Raw genomic sequence first — 21,596 nt, 5'->3', positions numbered from 1 at the left:
CAGGAACCGAACCGTGCAGGCGACCACCGAGCGCAAGGCACGCAGGGACAGCGCCGGCAAGAAGAAAGCGGCCAAGGGCGACATGCCGCGCATCGTTGCCGGCGGGTTGCAACGCAAGGCAGAAAACACCAGCGGTGATAATGCGCGACTGGCCGAACGGCTGAGGACGCGCGCAATGGAGGACGTTGCTGCCGCACGGCAAAAGATCGAGGTTCTGCAGCGGCTGACGGTCACGCTGGCACCGACCGGTCTGCCGGCGAGCCGTACCGTGCTGAGGATCGACAATGTCACCGCCGGTTATGATCCGCAAAAGCCTGTGCTGCGAAACCTTTCGCTCGAGATCGTCGGGCCGGAACGGATCGCCGTCACGGGCCCGAACGGATCGGGGAAGACCACGCTGATTTCGATGCTGACTGGGGTGTTACAGCCGTTGTCCGGCACTGTGCGGGTGCCGGTGAAAACCGCCATGCTCGATCAACGGGTGAGTCTGCTCGATCCAGCGCTCACAATCCGCGACAATTTCAAACGGCTCAACCCCGGCGCAGACGAAAATGCCGGCCGCGCGGCACTGGCGCGCTTCATGTTTCGCGCCGACGCGGCGCTGCAGGTCACCGGCACGCTTTCAGGCGGGCAGATGTTGCGCGCCGGCCTTGCATGCGTGCTCGGCGGGCCGGAACCGCCAGCGCTCCTGATCCTCGACGAGCCGACCAACCATCTCGACATTGATTCCATATCGGCGGTGGAGGCCGGGCTTCGCGCCTATGACGGCGCGCTCGTCGTCGTCAGCCATGACGAGCTATTCCTGAAAGAGATAGGCATCACCCGTCGGCTGGAACTCGGCGTCAGAAGCGCATGAGCTTCTCGCAAGGCAGCAACGAGCCCTTCGGCATTTGTTCTTGCGACTTCGAGCACATACAGAGAGTTCTGTCCGTCCTGAGTGGCCGCGACAGGTGGCGAGCGGAACTTCGGGCGAGCATCGTTTGTGGCGGCACTGCGCCAGAAGCGGTCCCGGTGCGTTGACATAGGGTGAGACCGTTCCAGGCTTCGCGCCGGTAGTACCTTACCGGCCTGCGCCAACAGGTGCCGGAGCCTGTTCGAAACACTCGATCAGCATTTCGGTGAGGACACGTATCTTCCTTGCGGGATGCTGCCCCGGCGGGCGGATGACATATATGCCTGCCGGAGGCGGGGGATAGCGTGTCATGACCGGAATCAGCGCGCCGGACGCTACATAATCACGGGTTACGCCATCGGGGATCCAAGCTATGCCAACCCCTGCCAATGCGGCGGCGGCGAGAGCCAGAGCGTTGTCGGCCTTGAAGCGTCCCCGTGGATGAACCGTAACGATCTTGTCGCCATCCATGAATTGCCAGGCTTCCGTTCCCTGCATCAGAGCCTCGTGGGCGACGAGCGCCTCCGGCGTCTCGGGGGAACCATGCGTTCTGATATAGTCCGGGCTTGCGACCAGCCTTCCGTAAAGCGGACCGACGCGTCTTGCGATCATGTTAGAGTCCTGCAGATGGCCAACCCGGATAGCGCAATCAAAGCCTTCCGCGATGAGATCAACGAAACGGTCGCTGTAGGACGCATGGATGTGGAGCTGGGGGTGACGTCGCGCCATGTCCGCGAGCACGGGAGCGAAGTGGGTCGGGCCAAACGAGAGCGGCACGGCAATTCTCAAGCGGCCGCAAAGGTCACCGGCGGGTAGGATCGTTTCCCTGGCCATGTCGATCTCGGCACAGACTCTTGCTGCATGGTCCCGAAATGTGATCCCGGCTTCTGTGAGAGCCGCGCCGCGGGTCGTTCGTGCAAGAAGCTGGACGCCAAGTTCCGCTTCCAGCCGGACGAGCCGCCGACTGACCATTGACTTGGAGACGCCGAGCCGCCGCGCGGCGGGCGAAACACCCCCGGCATCAGCCACTTCCACGAATGTCCTGAGCTCCTCGATATCCAATTCGGCGTTCCCCATTCCGCGACACAGCTTGGCAGAACTGGAGGCTACCGTATCACAAACGGGAATGACAGTGTCCGTTTCGCAGGCGGCGCCGCTGTCAGCGCATGTCTGCCGGTAAACCGATCTCACACAAAAACGGCAGCAGAGGATTTATCCATGACCTTTCGTAACGGCCTTGCTTCGCTTCTTCGTCCCGAAGACTCCGTCCTCGTTCTGATCGATCATCAGCCTTATCAGCTGACCAACCTCAATAGCCACGATCCTCAGGCTGTCGTCAACAATGTGACCGCGCTGGCAAAGCTGGCAAAAGCTTTCAATGTTCCGACGATCCTCACCAGCGTGATCGCGGATCGCGGTGGCAAGCTTTTCAAGCAAATCACTGACGTGTTCCCGGGGCAGGAAGTGATCGACCGGACCTGGGTGAATACCTGGGAGGACGAGAAGGTGGTGGACCTGGTCAAGGCGACCGGCCGCAAGCAATTGATCATCGCAGGCCTGTGGACCGAAGTTTGCGTCGCGATGCCTGCGATTCAGGCAGCCGGCGAAGGCTGGGACGTGACCGTAATCACCGACGCATCGGGCGGAAGTTCAACCGAGTCTCACCAGGTCGCCATACAGCGGATGATTGCGGCCGGCGTCAACATGATGACCTGGATGGCTCTGGCTGGCGAATGGCAACGTGACTGGGCTCGCACCGAGCACGTCGAAGAGCTGACCGAAGTGCTCATCTCGCACATGAGCGGCAGCGGCATCGCGTTCCTGTGGGAGCAGCAACTGCTCAACACACCGGTACCGAGCAACGCAGGCTGATCTGAATGGGGATGACGAAAACCTTGAACGAGGCGATGCGAACAGTGCATCGCTTATCCATACTCGTCATCCCCATTCGCTGAATGCGAAGGCTCGATGTCTCGTGTGGGCCGAATCGGGACGTCCCCCGTTAGCATGTCAGGCGACCGCATCGGGTCGATCTTTCGCCTCAGCAGGCCAAGGCGTCGTCCACCTCTACTCCGAGGTATTGCACCGTACTCTCCAGCTTCTTTTGGCCGAGCAAGAGCTGGACGGCGCGCGGGTTGCCTGTCTTTTTATAAATGTGCGCCGCCTTCGTCCTCCTCATCGAATGCGTGCCATAGCGCCTGGGATCCAGCCCGATGCTCGACACCCACCGTTCGACGATCCCGCCATATTGCCGCGTCGACAGGTGCGGCGTTGCGTGCACTCGGCTGGGAAACAGATAATCCCGTTCACCGAGCCTGCGATGTCCAACCCAGGCACCGACAGCCTCCGTTTGATCGGTCAGTTCGAATTGCACTGGTCGGCCGGTTTTCCGTTGGATGATGATCGCCCGCTCGCGGGCCCTTCCGGAAATTGCAACATCGGCAACTGAGATCGCGACGAGATCACAAGCTCGCAATTTGCTGTCGATCGCGAGATTGAACAGCGCCAGGTCGCGTACCGCACCCGTCATCTGGAGGCGAGTTCGGATGGCCCAGACCTCCTTCGGCTTCAATGGAGGCTTCTGACCGCTGATGCCCTCCGCTGCCCAGCGCTCAACCTCTAAGCGGCCTAATGGTAATCCTCAATGGAAGTGACCTTTCGGGTGGTAAGCTGAAGTTCGACCACTGCTGTCCGAATGTCAGAATTGCGCCAGTCACCAGAATTCCGGGCGGGGTCGGTGATGGCGCAGAGCAGGATGGTCAACGACGCTGGCTGCAACTAACTCCCTCGTCTTCTGTGCCTGTAGTTATCCGCAACACTTCGAAGCGTTGGATCCCTGAGGATGTCAGCGGAGCAGGAAATGAAGCCCCGATCTCCTCGTGGCTGGCCAAGCTTCCCGCCGTGCATGCCGCCAGATGAAGCATGCCACCTACGACGCGTGTCACAAGCGCCGTTTGACCGCCGAGCAGCCGCCGCGAGCTCTCAGAAATGACGTCGAAAACCGGTTGCACGTCGGTTCGCGACATGGAGATGACGTTGAGAATTTGCGCAGTGATGGTCTGGCGTTCCAGCGCAATCGCAAGCTTCGATTGCAGGTTGGCATTCTCGGCCGCTGCGGAGCGTAGTTGCTGCTCAAGCTCGTCGATCCCGCGCCTCGGTTCGATGTCCATGGCTGATCATTTATACTCTGAAGCGCGCGCATTGCCGGATGAGAGCGGGCTGACGATAGCTGCGGGCTCACCGCCCGCAACGGCTGGCCCCCAGAGCAGGCTCTGGGGGGGCATTGCCAGAGAAAGGCCGTTCGTCTTGCAGCCGCGGTAGACGAGATCGATGACCTCATTTTTGGCCGGCATTCGGCTCGCCGGGCTCGCCACGCAGAACTGCAGCTCGACCTCGATAGCCATCGCATCAATCGCTTTGAGCGCGATGGCCGGCGGCGGAACCTTGACGATTCGCTCGCAGCTCCGCAGAACGCCCAGCATGATCTCTTCGACGACGGACGGCGCGTGGGTGGCGGCAATGTGCACGGCAAACGCAATCCAGTGCGTTTCGTCAGGACGGCTGAGGTTGGTCACACCTTGCTTCGCCAGGACACTGTTGGGTACCACCAACTCATTATGCGCGCCGGTCAGCAGATTCGTCGAGCGCCAGTTGGTTTCGGCGACGCGCCCTTCCGTGCCGTCGCTGAGCCGGATCCAGTCGCCGATGACATAAGCCCGCCCGAGCGTGAGCGCGATCCCCGAAAAGACGTCGGCAAGCGTATTCTGCAGCGCCAGGCCGATGATGACGGCGACCACGCCCGAGGTGGCAACCAACGGGCCTATTGGCGCGCCAAAGACGAAGCCGATGATCGACAGCGCCACGCCGAGATAAACGAGGGCGACGATCAGATCCTGCAGGAGATGTGCCTCCCGCGGCCTGTGATTGAGACCGATATAGATGTGCACGAAGCCGATGATCGTCCACGCAAGATGGGTCCACCAGAGGATCCTCGCCGACTTGGCGATCAATAGGCCGGTGCCCTGAAGCTCGGTCTGGTCGAGCTGGTAAGGCGAAATTCTACCGAACACGAGCACGAGGCTCATGCAGGCAAAGAACAGGATCTGCACGACCAGCCGCGCCGTTGGACGGCGGCGCCCCTGAATATGCCACACGAGGATACCGGCAAGCCCCAGAAGATTGATCAGGACGAGCGGCAGAAAATGATGTTCGCCGAACATGGCAAGGCTCACCCGGAATGATGTGCAACGGGGCGGGAAGGCCGGGCGTGGGCACCCGGCCTCGCGGGCTACTTCTTGATCGGGAAGGTCAGGTCCTTCTCATTGGTATCGACGACGAAAACAGCCAGCAGCTTGGCAGGCTCGGTCTTGCTGGCATTTTCGCTGACACCATGGCGGTCGCCCGGCATTTCGGAGAAGCTCTCGCCCGCCTTGTAGGTCTTGACCGGACCGTCGTTGACCTGACTGCGGATGGCGCCCTCCAGGACAGTCGCATAGATGAAGGCGGAGCTTGGGTGAGTGTGGGCCGAGGAAAAGCCGCCTGGACCATATTCAACGAGAACCCCTTTCATGCTCTTGCCCGGAACATTCGGCAATTCGTGCTCGTAGACCAGGGTGACCTTGGCGTCCTTCTCACCCGCATCGTGGGCCGTAGCCGTCGTGGACAAGAGGGCAGCTACGGCAAGGGCAAGGATTGGCTTCATGTCGAATTCCTTTCTTGAGGGCCGGATGGTGCGCCGCATGGGCGGCACACCGTCATCCATTCAGTTGCGGGTAGAGGTTGCGAACCACTGCTCGAAGGTGATCCGGCCGAGGCGAGGATTGTTGTCGGAAACGAGCGAGCCATCTTCCAATTTGGCGCCGAAGTAGCGAGCCTCCGGATCTGCCTCCACCTTCCGAGCATCGCCCTTTGCTTTCAGGAAGCGACTAACGAGTTCGTTCAGCCGGACACGCTCCGGCCCCGAAATCTCCACAATGCCATTGATGGGCGCGGCCGTCGCAACGGCGGCCATGTTGTCGGCCACATCGTCCGAGGCGATAGGCTGGACGTAGGCTGGCGAAAGATGCACGGTGTCACCGACCGTGCCGGACTGGGCGATACCGCCGAGGAATTCCATGAATTGCGTCGAATGGACGATCGTGTAGGGGATGCCGGATTCACGGATGATCTTTTCCTGCGCGACCTTGGCCCGCATGTAACCGCTGTCGGGCAGCCGATCGACGCCGACGATGGAAAGCGCAATGTGATGCTTAACGCCGGCCGCTTTCTCCGCTGCCATCAGATTGCGCCCCGATGTTTCAAAGAATTCGAGCACGGCCTTGTCCTCGAAGGACGGCGAGTTTGCGAGGTCGATAACGACGGAGGTCCCGGCGAGCGCCTCGGCGAGACCTTCACCCGTGATCGTGTTGACGCCGGTGTTCGGGGCGGCGGCAATGACTTCATGGCCTTGCTTGCGAAGGCGGTCGGCCGTCTTCGAACCAATTAGGCCGGTTCCGCCAATGATGACGATTTTCATGAGCTTCTCCATGCGCGGCCGCTCGGCGCGCCGCGTTGTTGTTCGTTTTCGAAGGTGGTCACCTTGGTCCAGGCTGGCCCTGTCGAAGCCGTGGATCTGTCGGCAGAGCCGCGCGCTGAACCAATAAGCGGTCAGTAGTCCCAGAAGACCGGTACCCAACGGAAGTGGTCGCCATCGGCTGCCACATGACCAACCGAGGGGAACGGCATATGAGTGGCCACCAGAAGCTCGCCGGTCTCCACCAGCTCCCGCAAAAGACGGACGCGGACGCGCGCAGCTTCTTCCGGGTCGTGTTCAAAGCCGTTGAACCAGTCGGGGTGATCGAAGCCGACCGCGAATACCGCATCGCCAGCGAACATCAGCCGGTCTTTGCCTGATGCCACGCGGACCACGCTATGCCCGGGTGTGTGGCCGCCGGTTCGAGAGACGACCACGCCCGGCGCCACCTCGTACTCATCATCGAACAATCGCAGGTGGCTTTCGTATTCCTTTCTGAACTGCTTGGCGGCCGCGCGAAGCGCGTCGGGGAAGCCGGGCGGCATGGACACGTGAGAGAAATCGGGAGCCTCCCAGAATTTGACCTCGGCCGTGGCCACATGGATCCGCAGGTCTGGACGCAGCCGCTCCTTCACCCCGTCGACGAGCAGCCCGCCGACATGGTCCATATGCATGTGGGTCAGTACCACGTCGGTTACCGATCCAAGGTCGATACCGGCGGCTTCCAGCCGCTTGATCAGTTGCCCGGCCCGCGGCAGGTTCAATTCCGGGTCCAGCCCGAGGCCGGCGTCGATGAGGATGGTCTGCTTGCCGCTGCGCACTACGACCACGTTCAGCGCCCAGTCGAAAGCGTCCGGCGGCAGGAACATGTCGTTCAGCCAGGCCGCGCGGTCGGCTGGATCAGCGTTGTGTCCCAACATCTTGGTCGGGAGCGGCAACACGCCATCGCTGACCACCAAAACGTCAATGTCGCCGATCTTCACCGCGTAGCGCGACGGAACCAGCTCGTCGGGGCCCGGTTTAACGGCTTGTGCGGGGTTACTCATGTTCATGTCTGTCTCCTGCTTAGCAATCGAACGGGGTTTTGTTTCTGGCTGCGACATGATGCGCTCCTGTTTTGGGTGATTGAAACGTGTCGGTTACAAGCCACGGCCCGGACTTTATGTTGAGGCGGGTTTGGCGGTCGATCCGGCCAAGGAAGAGGAAAAGCCATACCTGAGGATAGGGCAGCCTATGCTCTCAGCGCGGCCGCAGCGGAGATTTTGGCAGTGAAGAGGCTGGCATGGAGGAACAGACGCTTTGCATTGGACCTTCCCGGGCGGATGAATCCGCCCGGCGCGTTCGCGTCTGCTCGGTGATCAAGCGGCGCGCTTGTGGTCTGCCGGATGCTGCAGCCGAAAGCCGATCGCCAGCCGGTTCCAAGCATTGATCATGGCGATGCCGATAGACAGCACCAAGAGTTCGTCGTCCGAAAAGACGCTGTGGGCAATTTCATAATCCGCATCCGGCGCACGGCTCTCGGCAATATTGGTCAGCGACTCGGCCCAGGCGAGTGCTGCGCGCTCACGGTCGCTGTAGAGTTGCGATTCGCGCCAGGCGCTCAGAAGAAGCAGACGCTCTTCCGTCTCGCCCCGTTTCAGCGCGTCCTGACGATGCATGTGCAGGCAATGGGGGCAACCGTTGATCTGCGACACGCGCACCTTCACGAGTTCCATTAGCTTGGGGTCGAAGCTCTTGGCAATCCAGGCCTCGACGGCGACGAGGCCATCGATGCCGTCATTCTTCCTGGCCAATATGTTCAAACGTCTGGTCATTCTGCTCTCCGTGGATTGATTGAGATCGGGTCGAAGCCACGCGGGTCGCCCGGATCACCAACTATCCACGGCATCGCGGATCATCCATCTGTCCGGAAGGCGCGCCCGGTCGGCATCTGATGGAACTGAGCCTTGCCGATCGATTAGGCTTCTCGTCGTTTGGTCCACCTCCTCCCATACTTCGGCAGTGGAAGGGCACGTCCCATGTAGAATGGTTTGCGACCGCAAGCCCACGCATTCTCCCGGCAAACGCAACCGCTGCGTTAGGAGAAAGCAGATGCTCAAAATTATCAATGTGTTGGCGCTCGGCGCCGTGATCGCGACGCTGACTGTCGCCGGCGCACAGTCCCAAGATCACGATCTCAAGCCGACAATCGTTCTCGTTCATGGCGCCTTTGCCGAATCGTCGAGCTGGGATGCTGTGATCGCCCGCCTGACCAAGGATGGCTATGTGGCGCTCGCGGCGGCCAACCCGCTTCGCAGCGTCGCATCGGATGCCGCATCCGTCGCGGCGGTCGTTCGCGCCATCCACGGACCGGTGGTTCTGGTCGGCCACTCCTATGGCGGACCGGTTATCACCGAAGCCGCAAACGGCAATTCGAACGTGAAGGCCCTGGTTTATGTTGCGGGTTTCATGCCGGATACTGGCGAATCCAGCCTCACCCTGTCGGGCAAATTCCCGGGCAGTACACTTGCCAGCGCGCTCGCGCCCGTAACGCTGCCGGACGGCACGCAGGACCTCTACATTCAACCGTCCAAATTTCATCTCCAGTTCGCCGCCGACGTTTCGGATGGCGAGGCGGCGCTGATGGCCTCGACGCAGCGTCCCGTCGCCCAGGCTGCGCTCGCCGAACCCTCCGGCGCCGCATCGTGGAAGCTGCTGCCCTCCTACATGATCTACGGGTCTGCCGATCGCAACATTCCGCCAGCAGTCATGCAGTTCATGGCCGAGCGGGCGCACGCCGCGAAGACTGTCGTAGTCGACGGGGCCTCGCACGCGCTTATGGTCTCGCATCCCGGCGAAGTCACCGCTCTCATCGAAGAAGCGGCATCCGCCCGGTGAACGGCCGCATTGTCGGTCCGGAGAAGTTCCGCCTCAACGAAATTGCGAGCACGGTTTCTGAAGTCGCTCGGCCGGCGTCGGCATTCAGGACTGACTCAACCATTACCAGCCGAGAATGGGATCGCCCGCCCAAGGTCACGTGCTGGCGTGTGGTAGCCGCGATACACTGGCACAAACGCCCTAGTCGTTCGATGCGATCAGCTAAACTTTCGCACAGTCCGCAGATGCTTTCGGCCAATAGTTTTCCGGGGCCGCCGGTCGCCATCCTCGTTCGCATTTCAATCTTCGTGAAGGACAAAATATGCAGGCAATTTCAAACCCATCGGCTGTCGGCGTCTCACGCCGCGACGCCCTGCTCGGCAGCCTCACCGCCGGTATCGCAGCGGGCTTGCCCGCGGTTGCCGCCGCAAAGACTTCGAAGCAGCCTCTCCCCGCCACCATCAATCACGGAAAGCAAGCAATGAGCACGATCACCACCAAGGACGGCACAGAAATCTATTACAAGGACTGGGGCACCGGCCCGGTCGTCACCTTCTCGCACGGCTGGCCGCTGAACTCCGATGCCTGGGACGGCCAGATGCTCTTCCTCGCCCAGCACGGTTTTCGCGTCGTGGCGCACGATCGCCGCGGCCATGGACGCTCCAGCAAGCCGATGTCGGGGAACGACATGAACGGATACGCCGACGATCTGGCCGCCGTTATCGAGGCGCTGGACCTCAGGGACGCAACGCTGGTCGGCCACTCCACTGGCGGCGGCGAGGTCGCCCGCTATATCGGCCGGCACGGTACGAAGCGCGTCGCCAAGGCCGTCCTCATCGCTGCTGTGCCGCCGGTCATGGTGAAATCCGCGACCAATCCAGAAGGCCTGCCGATCGAGGCGTTCGACGCGATCCGCGCTGGCCTCGTCAAGGATCGCTCGCAATTCTACCGTGACCTTGCCTCGCAATTCTACGGCGCCAATCGACCCGGCTCGAACGTTTCCCAGGGCACGCTCGACCAATTCTGGCTCTGGAGCATGCAGGCGGGTCTCTTGAACGCCTATGAATGCGTCAAGGCATTCTCAGAAACCGACTTCACCGAAGATCTGAAGACGTTCGATGTGCCGACGCTCGTCCTGCACGGGGAGGACGACCAGATCGTTCCGGTCAAGGATTCCGCCGTCAAGTCTGCCCGGCTGATCAAGGGCGCCAAAGACATCTACTATCCCGGCGCGCCGCACGGCATTACCGCCACGCATCAGGACCAGGTCAACGCCGACCTTCTCGCCTTCCTCAAGGCCTGACCCCCCACGGGATGCGGAGCAGACCGCCGTGCTCCACATCCCGTCCGTACTTAGCGCGGCAAGTCGCGCCCTTTCCATCATCGCCGTTTTGGAGGACATCCAACATGCCGAAGAGCGGGATCGGCCGTAGCACGGCCGATCCCGTGCTCGCTCGCGGCGACAACCTCGTCGCGACAGCTCGAGACGTCAACGGAGGGCTATGCCGGCACCGAGCCCGGCGACCCAGACAAGTGGCCGCCGTCATCTTCGATCTATCGCGCGGGGACGATCTGCCGGAACAGCTCGTCCTCGGAAGCGACGCGCTGGCGCGAATTGCCCAGAACGATGTGGTCCGATCGACGGCCGCGGTCCAGTGGAACGAGGTCAACCGGTCGACCGACTTCGACGAGGATGCCACGCCCTTGCGGCTTTTGGACTGAGACAGGAATCATCCAAGCGGATGTCGGATATTATTGAGGCTTCTTGACAGTTTTCCACCAGGGCGGGCCAAGCGACGGCATCGCCGCCAATACATGGATTTCCATAAGTTGCAGCCGTGCAGTGGCGTGAATAGGGTGCGACACGGGATCGCTGACGCTGCTATCGAGACTAGCCACTCGATATGCTGCGCCGCCCCCAAGCTTTATTTTCCCTGCAGGAGTCGCCGATGACGAGCGCCTGGTCGTACCGCCCCCAACTCCTGCACCTGGGTCTGTTTTTTGCGGCCTATGTCCTGGGTTGCGGCTTCGCACAGGCACTTGCAATCGTACCCGGAACAGGCATTTCCATATGGCCTCCGAGTGGGCTTTTCATTGCAACCCTTATCCTCGCACCCAAGCAGAGCTGGCCGTGGTGGGTGCTGGTCGGCTGCCTCGGCGAGCTATTCGGCAATGCCTTGTGGTTCCATAGCCCGCTGCCCGCCGCAGTTCTGATTTATGCCGGCAACGCGCTCGAAGCCATGGTCGGTGCGTGGCTCGTAAACCGGACTTTGGGTCGGCCGGTTCGGCTGGAAACCTTGCGGGAAGTTCTTGTATTCGTCGTATTGGGCGCTGGAGCTGCCCCAGTGGTCAGCGCGACGGTCGGAAGTGCGACGCTTGCCTGGTTCGGCATATTTTCGCAAACTTTCTTGGGGGCCTGGCCTCTCTGGTGGATCGGGGATGCCACTGGGGTCCTGATCGTCGCGCCGCTCGCGCTGGTCGTGATCCAGAACTGGAAACGCAAGGCCGAGCTATCGGCTGCGCGATGGATAGAAGCGTGTGCCGTGGGACTTATCCTTCTCGGCGTCGCGGCCCTTTCGCTCGGCGGCTACCTGCCCTTCGCCTATATCATCATGCCGCCGCTGCTTTGGGCCGCGGTGCGCTTTGAGTTCAAGGGCGCCGCCGTTACTCTCGCTCTCCTCGCGCTAATAACCGCGATCTTCACCATATCTGGCGCCAGCCAGTTCGCCGGAAATGCCGAGAATCAGCGCCACAATCAGATCATGCTGCAACTCTTCCTGGCGATCTCGGCATTTTCGGCCCTGGTCGTGGCCGCCATATCCCGGCAGCACCAACTCGCGTTGCTGACATTAAGCCAGAGTGTGGAGGCCCTGCGTGACCGAGAGCGAGAGCTCTCGCAGATCGTGAACATGGTCCCAGTCCACATCAGACGGCTGACGCCCGAAGGCGAGCCGACCTTCTTCAACAAGCGCCTGGTGGATTTTTTCGGGTTTGATCTGCAACAGTTGAACAGGCCAGGCACAAGCCAGTTAGCGGCAAACATTGAGACTCTTGTCCATCCAGATGATGCGCCCAGTCTATTGCAGGCGGTGCGCCATGCCGTCGCCACAGGCGAACCATACTCGATGAAATATCGCATGCGCCGTGCGGACGGCGTGTATCGCTGGGTTGATGGCCGGGCGGAACCACTGCGAGACGAGGGCGGGAAGATCTTGCAATGGTATGCAATCTCCATCGACATCGATGATGAGGTGCGCGCGCAGGAGGCTTTGCGCGATCGGGAGCGGGAGCTCTCGCAGCTTGTCGACGCCTTGCCAGTCCACATCTGGAGTTGGACGCCTGCTGGCAAACTGGCCTACGTCAACAAGCGATCTTTGGAGGATCTCGGCCTCTCCAAGGCGAACTTCGAAGATACCGTCCGGGTGGCGCAAAAGCTGGTTCATCCCGAAGATGCCCCCGAGGTGCTGCGAGCGTCAGCCAACTGCCTTAAAACTGGCGACGCCTTCATGATGCGGTATCGCCGGCGTTGGAAAGATGGCAACTATCGCTGGATAGAGGCGCGCGCGCAGCCTCTGCGCGATCAAGATGGAGCGATCGTTCACTGGTATCAGGTGTCCATCGACATCGACGATCAGGTGCAGGCCGAGGAAGCGCTGAAGAGCAGCAAGCGGCAATTGGAACAAATGATCGACGCCATGCCTTTCAATATCCTGAGCTTCACCGCTTCAGGCAAGATGACTTACACCAGCAAGCGATATCTCGAGGACGTTGGTTCGCCGACGGCGGACATTAAGGACTTCGATGCGCTGGCCCGAGACGTGGCTCACCCCGACGACTTTCCAACAATGTTTCAGAGGGCATCGGATGGCTTTGCGACCGGTCAGCCTTTCGTGAACCGATTTCGCCGGCGCAACAAGCAGGGCGTCTATCGCTGGATAGAGGCGCGCGCGCAACCATTGCGCGATGCAGATGGCACAATCGTGCAATGGTACATTGCTTCGATCGACATTGAGGACGAGATGCGCGCGCAGGCGGCATTGCGCGAGAGAGAACGCTTCCTTTGGCAACTGGTGGAAACACTGCCGGCGATGATCGATTGTGCTGCGCCGAACGGCGAACCAGTCTATCGCAGCCAGCAACTGCGCGAGTTCCTTGGCTATGAGCTGGAGGAACTGGATGGGAAGCCCAAATCGCGGCTGAACGGCACGCTCGATGCCGGGGTTCATCCCGACGATGTCGCGGGCGTCAAGGAGCAATATGCCCATTGCCTGACGACCGGCGAACCCTATCTCAGAAAGCACCGTCTACGGCGCTTCGACGGCGAATATATCTGGGTCGAAACGCGCGCCGCGCCGATGCGCAAGGACGACGGCACCATCGTGCAATGGAACGTCATCTGCCTGGATATCGATGGCGAAGTGCGCATGCAGGAAGAGCTACGCTTGGCGCAGGAGCGGCTTGCGCGCGCCAGCCAGGCCGCGAGCCTCGCGGAACTGTCGGCCTCCATCGCCCATGAGGTGAATCAGCCCTTGGCGGCGATCGTCGCCAATTCGCATGCGTGCTACCGCTGGCTATCGGCTGAGCCCGTCAATGTCGCGCGCGCCAAGATCACGACCGAACGGGTCATCCGCGACGCCAACTCGGCGGCGGAAGTCGTCGGCCGTATCCGGGCGCTGTTCAAGCAATCTGTGGAGAATAGGACCAGCCTGTCGCTCTCGGGCGTCATCGCCGAGGCGTGTAATCTGGTGGCAGGGGAGGCTTTGCGCCGTCGCATTCGGATCGACAGCGACGTGGAAGGCAGGCTTCCGCCTATCGCGATCGACCGCATCCAGATCCAGCAGGTCCTGGTCAATGTCATGCGCAATGGCATGGAGGCAATGGAGGCTGTCGCAGGGGAAAAATCGCTCACCGTGCGCGCCCATTGCGTGGGCAGTGAGGTGCAGACCGAAATAGGCGACCGGGGAAACGGCATCGAGTTCCCGGATCAGATCTTCGAACCCTTCTTCACGACGAAAGAGAATGGAATGGGCATGGGTCTCGCAATCTGCCGCTCGATCGTCGAGGCGCATGGCGGGCGTTTATGGGCCGAGAAAAATGAACCGCATGGCGCGCGGTTCATTTTCACCTTACCAATCGTGGGGAAAGCAGCGCCATGACAACGGATGACCATGTTGTTTTCATCGTCGACGATGACGAGCGCATCAGGGAGGCGCTCGGCGAGCTCCTGGAGACCCACGGCATGCGCGCCATCGCGTTCGGTTCGGCGGGCGACTATGTGGACGCCGAAAAACCGGATCTACCTGCCTGCCTGATACTCGACGTTGAATTGCCCGATATCAACGGCCTCGAACTGCAGCGGCAGATCGCCGAGGGCGATCGTCCGCCGATCGTCTTCATCACCGGCCATGGCGACATCCCCTCCTCGGTGCGGGCGATCAAGCATGGTGCGGTGGATTTTCTCACCAAACCGTTCAGCGACGCGGACCTCATAGGCGCGGTGCATACGGCGATTTACGAGGATCGGAAAAAGCGATCGGAACGGGCTGAACTGAGCCTGTTAAGACAGCGTTATCTCGAACTGACGCCACGCGAACGCGATGTGCTGCCGCTCGTGGTCAGCGGCCTACTTAACAAGCAGGCGGCATCGGAACTCGGTATCAGCGAAGTGACGCTGCAAATCCATCGGAGGAATGTAATGCAGAAAATGGCGGCGGCATCGCTCGCCGACCTCGTGCGCATAGCAGAGCGATTGGGGATACCGATCACCCATTCGCGCCGGGTGGGAGGAAATTGAGCATGGAGCAAACAAGACCGATCGTCGCGGTGGTTGATGACGATCCGCGGCTACTGGAGTCGTTGGAGGAGCTGCTGGAATCCGCTGGATATGCGGCCTGCTGTCTCCGCTCGGCCGAACACCTGCTCGCCCGCGGCCTGTCGGACCTGGATCTGCTGATCACCGATATCGGCATGCCGGGCATGAACGGCTTTGAACTCCGTGACATTGTCAACAAGGCGCGTCCGGAACTACCGGTATTCCTGGTCACCGGCCGCCACGAGATCGCCGACCAGGGCCGCGCGCGGGGCATCAGCGGCTTTTTCCGCAAGCCTTTCGATGCGCCTGCCTTGCTCATTGCGATAGGGGAAGCTTTGCAGAAATCGAGAAATGGAGGGTGATATGCGAATTGACCAGCCGCTCCGGACATCAGCACCGCTGTCGCGGCAGCAGAAGAATGACGCAAGCGAGCCCATCGTCGTCATCGTCGATGACGATGCAGCCGTTCGCGAGGCCTTGTCGGAGCTGATCCTCTCGGCGGGCCTGCAGCCCATGAGCTTCGCCTCGACCCGTGAAGTGCTCGACGCCGACATACTGGACCGCCCCGGCTGTCTGATCCTTGACGTGCGCATGCCGGGGGCGAGCGGCCTTCACTTGCAGCACCATCTGGCGGAAAGCGGCAATGCGAAGCCGATCATCTTTCTAACCGGGCACGGCGATATTCCGATGACCGTGCAGGCGATGAAGGCAGGCGCCGTCGATTTTCTCACCAAGCCGGTGCGGGACCAGACGCTGCTCGATGCGGTGATTGCCGGTATTGAACTGGACGCGGCCCGACGGGCCAACGCCTTGGTCGTCAGGCGCAATATCGAACGCCTGGAGACGCTGACGCACCGCGAGCGGGAGATCCTGCGCGAAGTGGCGCGGGGGCGGCTCAACAAGCAGATCGCCTTCGATCTCGGGATAAGCGAGGTCACGGTCAAGCTGCACCGCGCCAATGTTATGCGCAAGATGGAGGCCGGGTCGATCGGCGAGTTGATCAGGGCTTGGGAGACGCTGCCCATGACCATGCGCGAGGCCGGCGGCGCCTGGGTCTGACGGGGTCGATCCTGCCCAGGGATGCCAATGTCGCCGATGATACATTGTACTCACATCGCTTCAATGGCTCTCGCCTCACGCGCTATGAAGTCGCAGAACAGTTTGACGCGCAAGGGCACGGTGCGGCCGAACGCGTGCAGCGCATTGAATGGCAGTTTTGGAAGTGCGATCCCCGGCGCGGGCGTGACAAGCACACCGGCTTGCAACTCCTTCGCCACCAGACACCGCAGCAGATAGGCGGCACCCAATCCAGCAAGTGCCGCCTGGATGAGCGCAGCGCCCGAATCGCAATCGACGCGGCCGGCGGGCACAAAGCTGCTCCCGTCTGCCAGGCGTACAGGTTGGATCAAGCCTCCGAGCACGTAGCGGGCAAAGGGCACGGCTGCCAGATGTTCGACAGGCACCGGATTGCCCCAGCTCTCAAGAAAAGCCGGAGAGGCGACGATCGCCATCGGCAGGTCGGCCAGATGGCGGACGATCAAATCGCCTTGCGTCGGATTGCCAGCGCGCAACACGACGTCATAATCCTCCCGGATCAGATCGACGAATCGGTCGGTAAGGCCGATATCGAGATGTAAGTTCGGATTGTCGGCCGCAAACCCTGTAAACAGCCGCGGCAGCAGCAGGGGCGCCAGCTCGCTTGGCATGCTGACGCGCAGACGGCCGGAGAGTGCGGCATCGGACCCGATTCCCTCGTCGCTCGAATCCAGATCCCGCAAGAGCGGGGCGACGCGCTCGAAGAAAATCTGGCCGTCCTGTGTCAACGTCAGGGCCCGGGTGGAGCGCAGGAAGAGACGCGCGCCGATCTTCTTTTCAAGCCTCGCCACGCTCTTCGACACCGCCGATGGCGTAGTATCGAGATTGCGTGCCGCGGCGCTGAAGGAACCGGCCTCCACCGTTCGCACAAAGGCCATCAATCCAGAAGTCTCGTTCAGCAGGTTCGGCATTTGCAACTCCGCGGCACAGATCATGTGCCTACCCATGATCTAATGAATGAGAGTGCCGCCGTTTATCTCAAGCTCAGTTGAAAGGAGATAAACAATGCAACGTCTCAAAGACAAGGTCGCCGTTATCACCGGTGGCAATAGCGGCATCGGCAGGGCGACCGCCAAGCTTTTCGCCGAGGAAGGCGCGCGGGTCATCATCACCGGCCGGCGGCAGGATGTCCTCGACCAAGCGGTGCGCGATATCGGTCATCATGCCATTGGCATCGTGGGCGACGTCGCCGACCTCGAACATCACCGCGAGGTGGTGGACATGGTGGAGAACCATTTTGGTGGCCTCGATATCTATATTGCCAACGCCGGCGTCATCGATCTCACTGCGTCCCACAATGTGACACCGGAAGATTACGACCGGCAATTCGCCATCAACACGCGCGGCGTGTTCTTCGGCGTCCAGACGATCGCGCCTCTAATCCGCAATGGCGGCAGCATTATCGTTATGAGTTCGCTGGCGGCGACAAAGGTATTGCCGGACCACACGGTCTATGCCGGCTCGAAGGCCGCGGTCGCCGCCTTCGCTAAGAATTGGGCGATCGAATTCAAGGCACGGCGCATCCGCGTCAACATCCTTAGCCCTGGGCCGGTCGAGACGGAAATCCTCGGTAAGCTCGGCGTATCGGAGGCCGAACGCCCTGCATTCGAGGATCACATGGCGTCGCTCATCCCGGCAGGGCGAATGGGACGGCCGGAGGAGCTGGCGCACGCCGCGCTCTTCCTCGCCTCCGACGCGGGCAGCTTCGTAAACGGGGTCGAACTTCATGCCGACGGCGGCATGACCTTGGCTTGAAAGGCTCGGAAAAAGCCCCAGACGACTGGATCGTTCTCGTTGGTTACGCGCTGGCTCGGCAACAGGCCTGGTGTTTTGGGATGCCAACGATCTGGTCATCATGGCTCCTGCTGCGCACATTCAGCCCGACACTGGGACCGCTGTGTTCTTCTGTCGGGTTAGTCGGACATCCGCACGAGTCGCGGTTGCCACTCCAAAAAAAATATGAGAAAACTGGTCAACTTACGGATCTTGAAGTGTGACCGCATCAGACGATAGTGCAGTTCCATGCTTCGCAACGACAATTTGACACCTTAAAAAGGAAGCACTGATCTACAAATGAGCTTCTGGCATTCCATGTCTTGGAAAACCGAAGGCATTCAGGTCACAGCACCGGTCCAATGGCGCCAATACGATGGAATGGTCAGCGTCCTTTGGGAGGCGGAAAGTCAAGCTGGTGCCACTGCCTACTATCTCGCGGACGATCCGCGCATCATGTTTTTCTTCAACGACGTCTCGTCGAACGTTCGCATTTCGAACCAGGACAATGATCTGACGAAGAATTCGCGTCCCATGGCGCGCGCCGTGTATATCCCTGCCGGTGTCCCGTTGTGGACCGGCAGTCGAAAGACGCACAGCTTCAGTCACCTTAACCTGCACCTACACAAGGATCGGGTGTTGCGGTATCTGGTTTCATCGGTCGGGAACTCCGCAGCGCAGGCGGCGTTGCGCCGTCCGGTCGAACTCAAAGACGTGGCGGCAATCGACGCGTTGGCGAAGCTGTTGGCCGACGAAATAAAAAACCCTTCCAAGCATGCAGTCTATGCGGAGAGCCTTATAGGCAGCATCGTCGCGGGGCTCCTGGATATCCCCGCCGAAAGGGAGGAGAGGGCCGGCGGCAGGCTGACGCAGGCACAGATGAACAAGCTCATCTCGTATATCGACGCGCTTGGCGATTATCGTATGTCTGTCGCCGACATGGCTGCGGTCGTCGGCCTGTCCGAAAGCTGGTTTGCAAATATCTTCAAGCAAACGACGGGCAACACACCGCTGCAATGGCAGCTCGCAAAGCGTGTCGAGCTTTCGAAACAGTTGCTCGGCGAAAGCGATCTTCCGGTTGCCAGCATCGCCGCGCAGCTCGGATTTTCCGATCAGGCACACCTGACCAAGGTCTTCCGCCAGATCGTCGGCGAAACTCCGGCGGCTTGGCGGCGGATGCGGCGGCTCCGGCAATCGTGAAAATCCCGCCCGGCAGATCGCGGGCGGGACGACTTGTCTTCACCACGTCTGGCGCAGCGTCGCGAGGATGGTGCGTCCCGGATTGTAATACACAGCGCCGGAGTCCTTACTCGCCACGTGTTTCTCGTCGAACACATTGTTGACGTTTAGCTGGAATGTCGTGTTTTCCTGGACCTTGTAGGTGAAGGCAGCATCGAACACGACTGCGCTGTCCGACGATGTGGTGTTGGTGATGTTAGTGTAATACGCGTCCGTGTAGCGAGCCCCGAGCCCGAACATCATGTCGCCCCTCGCGCCTTCGCCCTCCAAAGTGTAGGTGCCCCACACCGAAGCCACATTTTTGGGAACACGCATCAGGCGGTTGCCATCATTGGCACCGCCAGGTTCTTCAATCTTGGAGTCGATATAGCTGTAGGCGGCAATCACGCTGATATTGTTCGTCACCTCCGCCTTGGCTTCGAGTTCGAACCCACGATGTCTGACCTTTTCGACCGTTTGCGGCAGATAGGTGACTTGATCAAAGACTGTAATGTTGCCCTTCGTCAGGTCGTAGATGGAAGCAGTGAACAAAGCCGGAAAGGCATCGGGACGATATTTGATTCCGGCTTCATACTGCTTTCCCGTTGTAGGTTCGCTGCCTGCGGCAGGCGGCGCGGCCGACTCGGCGTAGCTGACATAGGGAGCCAGCTCCTCGGTAATCTTGTAGCTCACGCCGACGCGCGTCGTGAATTCGCTGTGGTTGCCGGCCTGTGTGGTACCTGCAAGGAGATTTGTCTCGCTAAGATCAAGCCAGTCATTGCGCAAGCCGACGCTCACAGTCAGCTTGTCGAAGAAGGTCAAATCCTGCTGCAGGTAGATCGCGTTGGTTTGCTGGTCGTTGTTCGTGCTGGCATAAGGCGCCATCGCGCCAGGCCCGCCTGAATAGATCGGGTTTTCCCAGTCGATCGTAGGCGCAGGCGCATAAAAGTTATCGCTGTCCGACTCGTATTTATTGTAATCGGCACCGAAAAGCGTGCGGCTCTCCACATTGTCGAAACTTGTTTCGTAAACCAGATGCGCATCGATTACGAATTGTTCGGTCGATTTCTCGTTTCCGAAGAAATAGCGACCCGCCACGGTTGAGCCGTCGGTGGGTGTGCTGCCGATATAGGCACTGCCGAACCCGTCGTTCAGATTGCTGTAGCGGGCGTTGGAACTGAAACTCAGACCATTGCCGAAATCGTGGTCGAACAGGACACTGTAGGTATTGCGGTTCGTCTCGCTGAAGTAATAGTCCGGTTCACCGAAAAACTGGTCCCTGTCGAAATCAGTACCGAGCGGGTGACCACCGCTACCAGGAACTCCGTCCTTGTCGAGATGATCGAAGACAAATGTCAGGCTTGTCGCGTCGGTGGGGTGCCACGTCAGGCCGCCCATGATGAAGTTCTCGTCATCCTGAGAATAATCGTATTCGGCGTCGGAGCGCTGGAATTTGCCGGTCAAACGGTAGTATAGGGTGTCGTCCTCTGTGAGGGTGTCACCGAAATCGAAGCCCAGTTCCTTATGTGAGAACGAGTCGCCCGTGCCATAGACTTCACCGAAACGATCGCTCTTCGGCGTTTTCGTGACATAATTTACCGATCCGCCGGGTTCCGCCGCTCCGAAGCTTGAGGAGCTGGCGCCCTTCAAGACCTCGATGCGCTCGAAAGCATACGGCTCTTCCCTAACCCCTGCAAAGGTCCTGCCGATGGCCAAACCGTCGCGATACGTGTACGGGGTGAAGCCGCGAATGTCGAAGTAGTCATAACGGTCGTCCGAACCATAAAAGTCGGTCACCACACCCGCCGTATATTGTACGACTTGCTCGACAGTGTCGGCGGCGCGTTCTTCAATTTCCTTGGACGTAATGACGGAAACCGAGGCGGGCGCTACCAGGATATCGGTCGGCATCTTGCCGACGCCGGTCGTTTCTCTGGCAACGATCGATTTTGAATCGTCATCCGTGTTGAGCACGCTTCCGCTACCAGCGCCTTGCACCACAAGCGTCTCCAGTACGGTTGCGCCGCCTTCAGCGCCTGCTTCCTGTGCAAATGAGAGGGCAGGCGTCAAAGCAAAGAGTGCCGTGCAACCCAGGAGAAATGCGTTTTGGTAACGGATCGGCGCCCGCGTTGGGCAGCGGCATGTTTGATCGATGTCCATGTTCATGTTCCAATTGACGTAAATGCTGAAAGCGATCGGCCTCATCACCAATGCCGTTGGAGGCCGCCGAACTGCATCGCGTCTGGCCGTCCGCTGCGCATGAAAGCTGCGCCCAACCGGCCCCTGCTTGAAGTCGTTGTCTCACGATCCGCTATTAACTGGAGCAAATTTGTCTAGTATTGTATATTTCCCCGGTTTTGTACGATCCGCCGGAAATCTCCACGCACCTTCTGGATATCGGCTGCTTTGCCGTTGACGCCGCGCAACTAAGCTGAGAT

At 60.4% G+C, this 21,596-nt stretch carries 21 protein-coding genes; 11 read left to right on the top strand and 10 right to left on the bottom strand.

Annotated elements, in window-relative coordinates:
* On the top strand, positions 1-856 hold an 856-nt coding region (locus tag QN219_RS15370), incomplete at its 5' end, for an ATP-binding cassette domain-containing protein (protein WP_284000577.1).
* Positions 857-1,060: 204 nt separating this feature from the next.
* Here the strand turns inward: QN219_RS15370 and QN219_RS15365 are convergent.
* Complete coding sequence (locus tag QN219_RS15365) at positions 1,061-1,954, bottom strand: LysR family transcriptional regulator (RefSeq protein ID WP_284000576.1); 894 nt, start codon at positions 1,952-1,954, stop codon at positions 1,061-1,063.
* Between the two features lie 156 nt (positions 1,955-2,110).
* Between QN219_RS15365 and QN219_RS15360 the strand changes: the two genes are divergently transcribed.
* Positions 2,111-2,764 carry a hydrolase gene (locus QN219_RS15360; RefSeq protein WP_284000575.1) on the top strand — a complete coding sequence of 218 codons (654 nt, stop codon included), beginning with the start codon at positions 2,111-2,113 and terminating at the stop codon, positions 2,762-2,764.
* Positions 2,765-2,933: 169 nt separating this feature from the next.
* Here the strand turns inward: QN219_RS15360 and QN219_RS15355 are convergent, their stop codons facing one another.
* The 7 genes from QN219_RS15355 to QN219_RS15325 form a co-directional block, all read right to left on the bottom strand.
* Positions 2,934-3,464 carry a tyrosine-type recombinase/integrase gene (locus QN219_RS15355; RefSeq protein WP_405052140.1) on the bottom strand — a complete coding sequence of 177 codons (531 nt, stop codon included), beginning with the start codon at positions 3,462-3,464 and terminating at the stop codon, positions 2,934-2,936.
* Between the two features lie 187 nt (positions 3,465-3,651).
* The gene (locus tag QN219_RS15350) at positions 3,652-4,062 is read right to left on the bottom strand and encodes a hypothetical protein (protein ID WP_284000574.1); all 411 of its coding nucleotides are present in this window, start codon (positions 4,060-4,062) and stop codon (positions 3,652-3,654) included.
* 6 nt (positions 4,063-4,068) lie between these two features.
* Positions 4,069-5,112: a mechanosensitive ion channel family protein gene (locus tag QN219_RS15345; RefSeq protein ID WP_284000573.1), complete on the bottom strand. Its 1,044-nt coding sequence runs from the start codon at positions 5,110-5,112 to the stop codon at positions 4,069-4,071.
* A gap of 68 nt (positions 5,113-5,180) precedes the next feature.
* Positions 5,181-5,594, bottom strand: a complete 414-nt coding sequence (locus tag QN219_RS15340) for a cupin domain-containing protein (protein ID WP_284000572.1) — start codon at positions 5,592-5,594, stop codon at positions 5,181-5,183.
* A gap of 60 nt (positions 5,595-5,654) precedes the next feature.
* Entirely contained in the window at positions 5,655-6,407 is a 753-nt protein-coding gene (locus QN219_RS15335) for an SDR family oxidoreductase (RefSeq protein ID WP_284000571.1), read from the bottom strand.
* A gap of 131 nt (positions 6,408-6,538) precedes the next feature.
* A complete protein-coding gene (locus QN219_RS15330) occupies positions 6,539-7,456 on the bottom strand; it encodes an MBL fold metallo-hydrolase (RefSeq protein WP_284000570.1) in 918 nt (305 codons plus the stop codon).
* 306 nt (positions 7,457-7,762) lie between these two features.
* Positions 7,763-8,218, bottom strand: coding sequence for a carboxymuconolactone decarboxylase family protein (locus QN219_RS15325; RefSeq protein WP_284000569.1), 456 nt, complete (start codon positions 8,216-8,218; stop codon positions 7,763-7,765).
* 277 nt (positions 8,219-8,495) lie between these two features.
* Between QN219_RS15325 and QN219_RS15320 the strand changes: the two genes are divergently transcribed.
* The 7 genes from QN219_RS15320 (at position 8,496) to QN219_RS15290 (ending at position 16,131) form a co-directional block, all read left to right on the top strand.
* Positions 8,496-9,281: an alpha/beta hydrolase gene (locus tag QN219_RS15320; protein ID WP_284000568.1), complete on the top strand. Its 786-nt coding sequence runs from the start codon at positions 8,496-8,498 to the stop codon at positions 9,279-9,281.
* A 301-nt stretch (positions 9,282-9,582) separates the two neighbouring features.
* Entirely contained in the window at positions 9,583-10,563 is a 981-nt protein-coding gene (locus QN219_RS15315; RefSeq protein WP_284000567.1) for an alpha/beta hydrolase, read from the top strand.
* A 104-nt stretch (positions 10,564-10,667) separates the two neighbouring features.
* Positions 10,668-10,982 (top strand): hypothetical protein, encoded by a 315-nt coding sequence (locus QN219_RS15310; protein WP_284000566.1) that lies wholly within the window; start codon positions 10,668-10,670, stop codon positions 10,980-10,982.
* 227 nt (positions 10,983-11,209) lie between these two features.
* The gene (locus tag QN219_RS15305) at positions 11,210-14,416 is read left to right on the top strand and encodes a PAS domain-containing protein (RefSeq protein ID WP_284000565.1); all 3,207 of its coding nucleotides are present in this window, start codon (positions 11,210-11,212) and stop codon (positions 14,414-14,416) included.
* A complete protein-coding gene (locus tag QN219_RS15300; protein WP_284000564.1) occupies positions 14,413-15,054 on the top strand; it encodes a response regulator transcription factor in 642 nt (213 codons plus the stop codon). The genes QN219_RS15305 and QN219_RS15300 overlap by 4 nt, the downstream gene beginning before the upstream one ends.
* A gap of 2 nt (positions 15,055-15,056) precedes the next feature.
* Entirely contained in the window at positions 15,057-15,434 is a 378-nt protein-coding gene (locus QN219_RS15295; protein WP_284000563.1) for a response regulator, read from the top strand.
* 1 nt (position 15,435) lies between these two features.
* Positions 15,436-16,131 carry a response regulator transcription factor gene (locus QN219_RS15290; RefSeq protein ID WP_284000562.1) on the top strand — a complete coding sequence of 232 codons (696 nt, stop codon included), beginning with the start codon at positions 15,436-15,438 and terminating at the stop codon, positions 16,129-16,131.
* Positions 16,132-16,181: 50 nt separating this feature from the next.
* Here the strand turns inward: QN219_RS15290 and QN219_RS15285 are convergent, their stop codons facing one another.
* On the bottom strand, positions 16,182-17,114 hold the full coding sequence (locus QN219_RS15285) for a LysR family transcriptional regulator (protein ID WP_284000561.1): 933 nt from the start codon (positions 17,112-17,114) through the stop codon (positions 16,182-16,184).
* Between the two features lie 58 nt (positions 17,115-17,172).
* Here QN219_RS15285 and QN219_RS15280 point away from each other — a divergent pair, with 58 nt between their 5' ends.
* Entirely contained in the window at positions 17,173-17,922 is a 750-nt protein-coding gene (locus tag QN219_RS15280) for a glucose 1-dehydrogenase (protein ID WP_284000560.1), read from the top strand.
* A 318-nt stretch (positions 17,923-18,240) separates the two neighbouring features.
* Positions 18,241-19,140: an AraC family transcriptional regulator gene (locus QN219_RS15275; protein WP_284000559.1), complete on the top strand. Its 900-nt coding sequence runs from the start codon at positions 18,241-18,243 to the stop codon at positions 19,138-19,140.
* A gap of 39 nt (positions 19,141-19,179) precedes the next feature.
* On the opposite strand, the gene QN219_RS15270 is transcribed toward QN219_RS15275, so the two are convergent.
* A complete protein-coding gene (locus QN219_RS15270; protein WP_284000558.1) occupies positions 19,180-21,318 on the bottom strand; it encodes a TonB-dependent siderophore receptor in 2,139 nt (712 codons plus the stop codon).
* Positions 21,319-21,596: the final 278 nt, after the last annotated feature.

The organism is Sinorhizobium sp. 8-89, assembly GCF_030124325.1.
In the GTDB taxonomy this organism is placed as follows: domain Bacteria; phylum Pseudomonadota; class Alphaproteobacteria; order Rhizobiales; family Rhizobiaceae; genus Sinorhizobium.
Note: the sequence above shows the minus strand (reverse complement) of the source record. Positions and strands in the feature narration are given on the sequence as shown.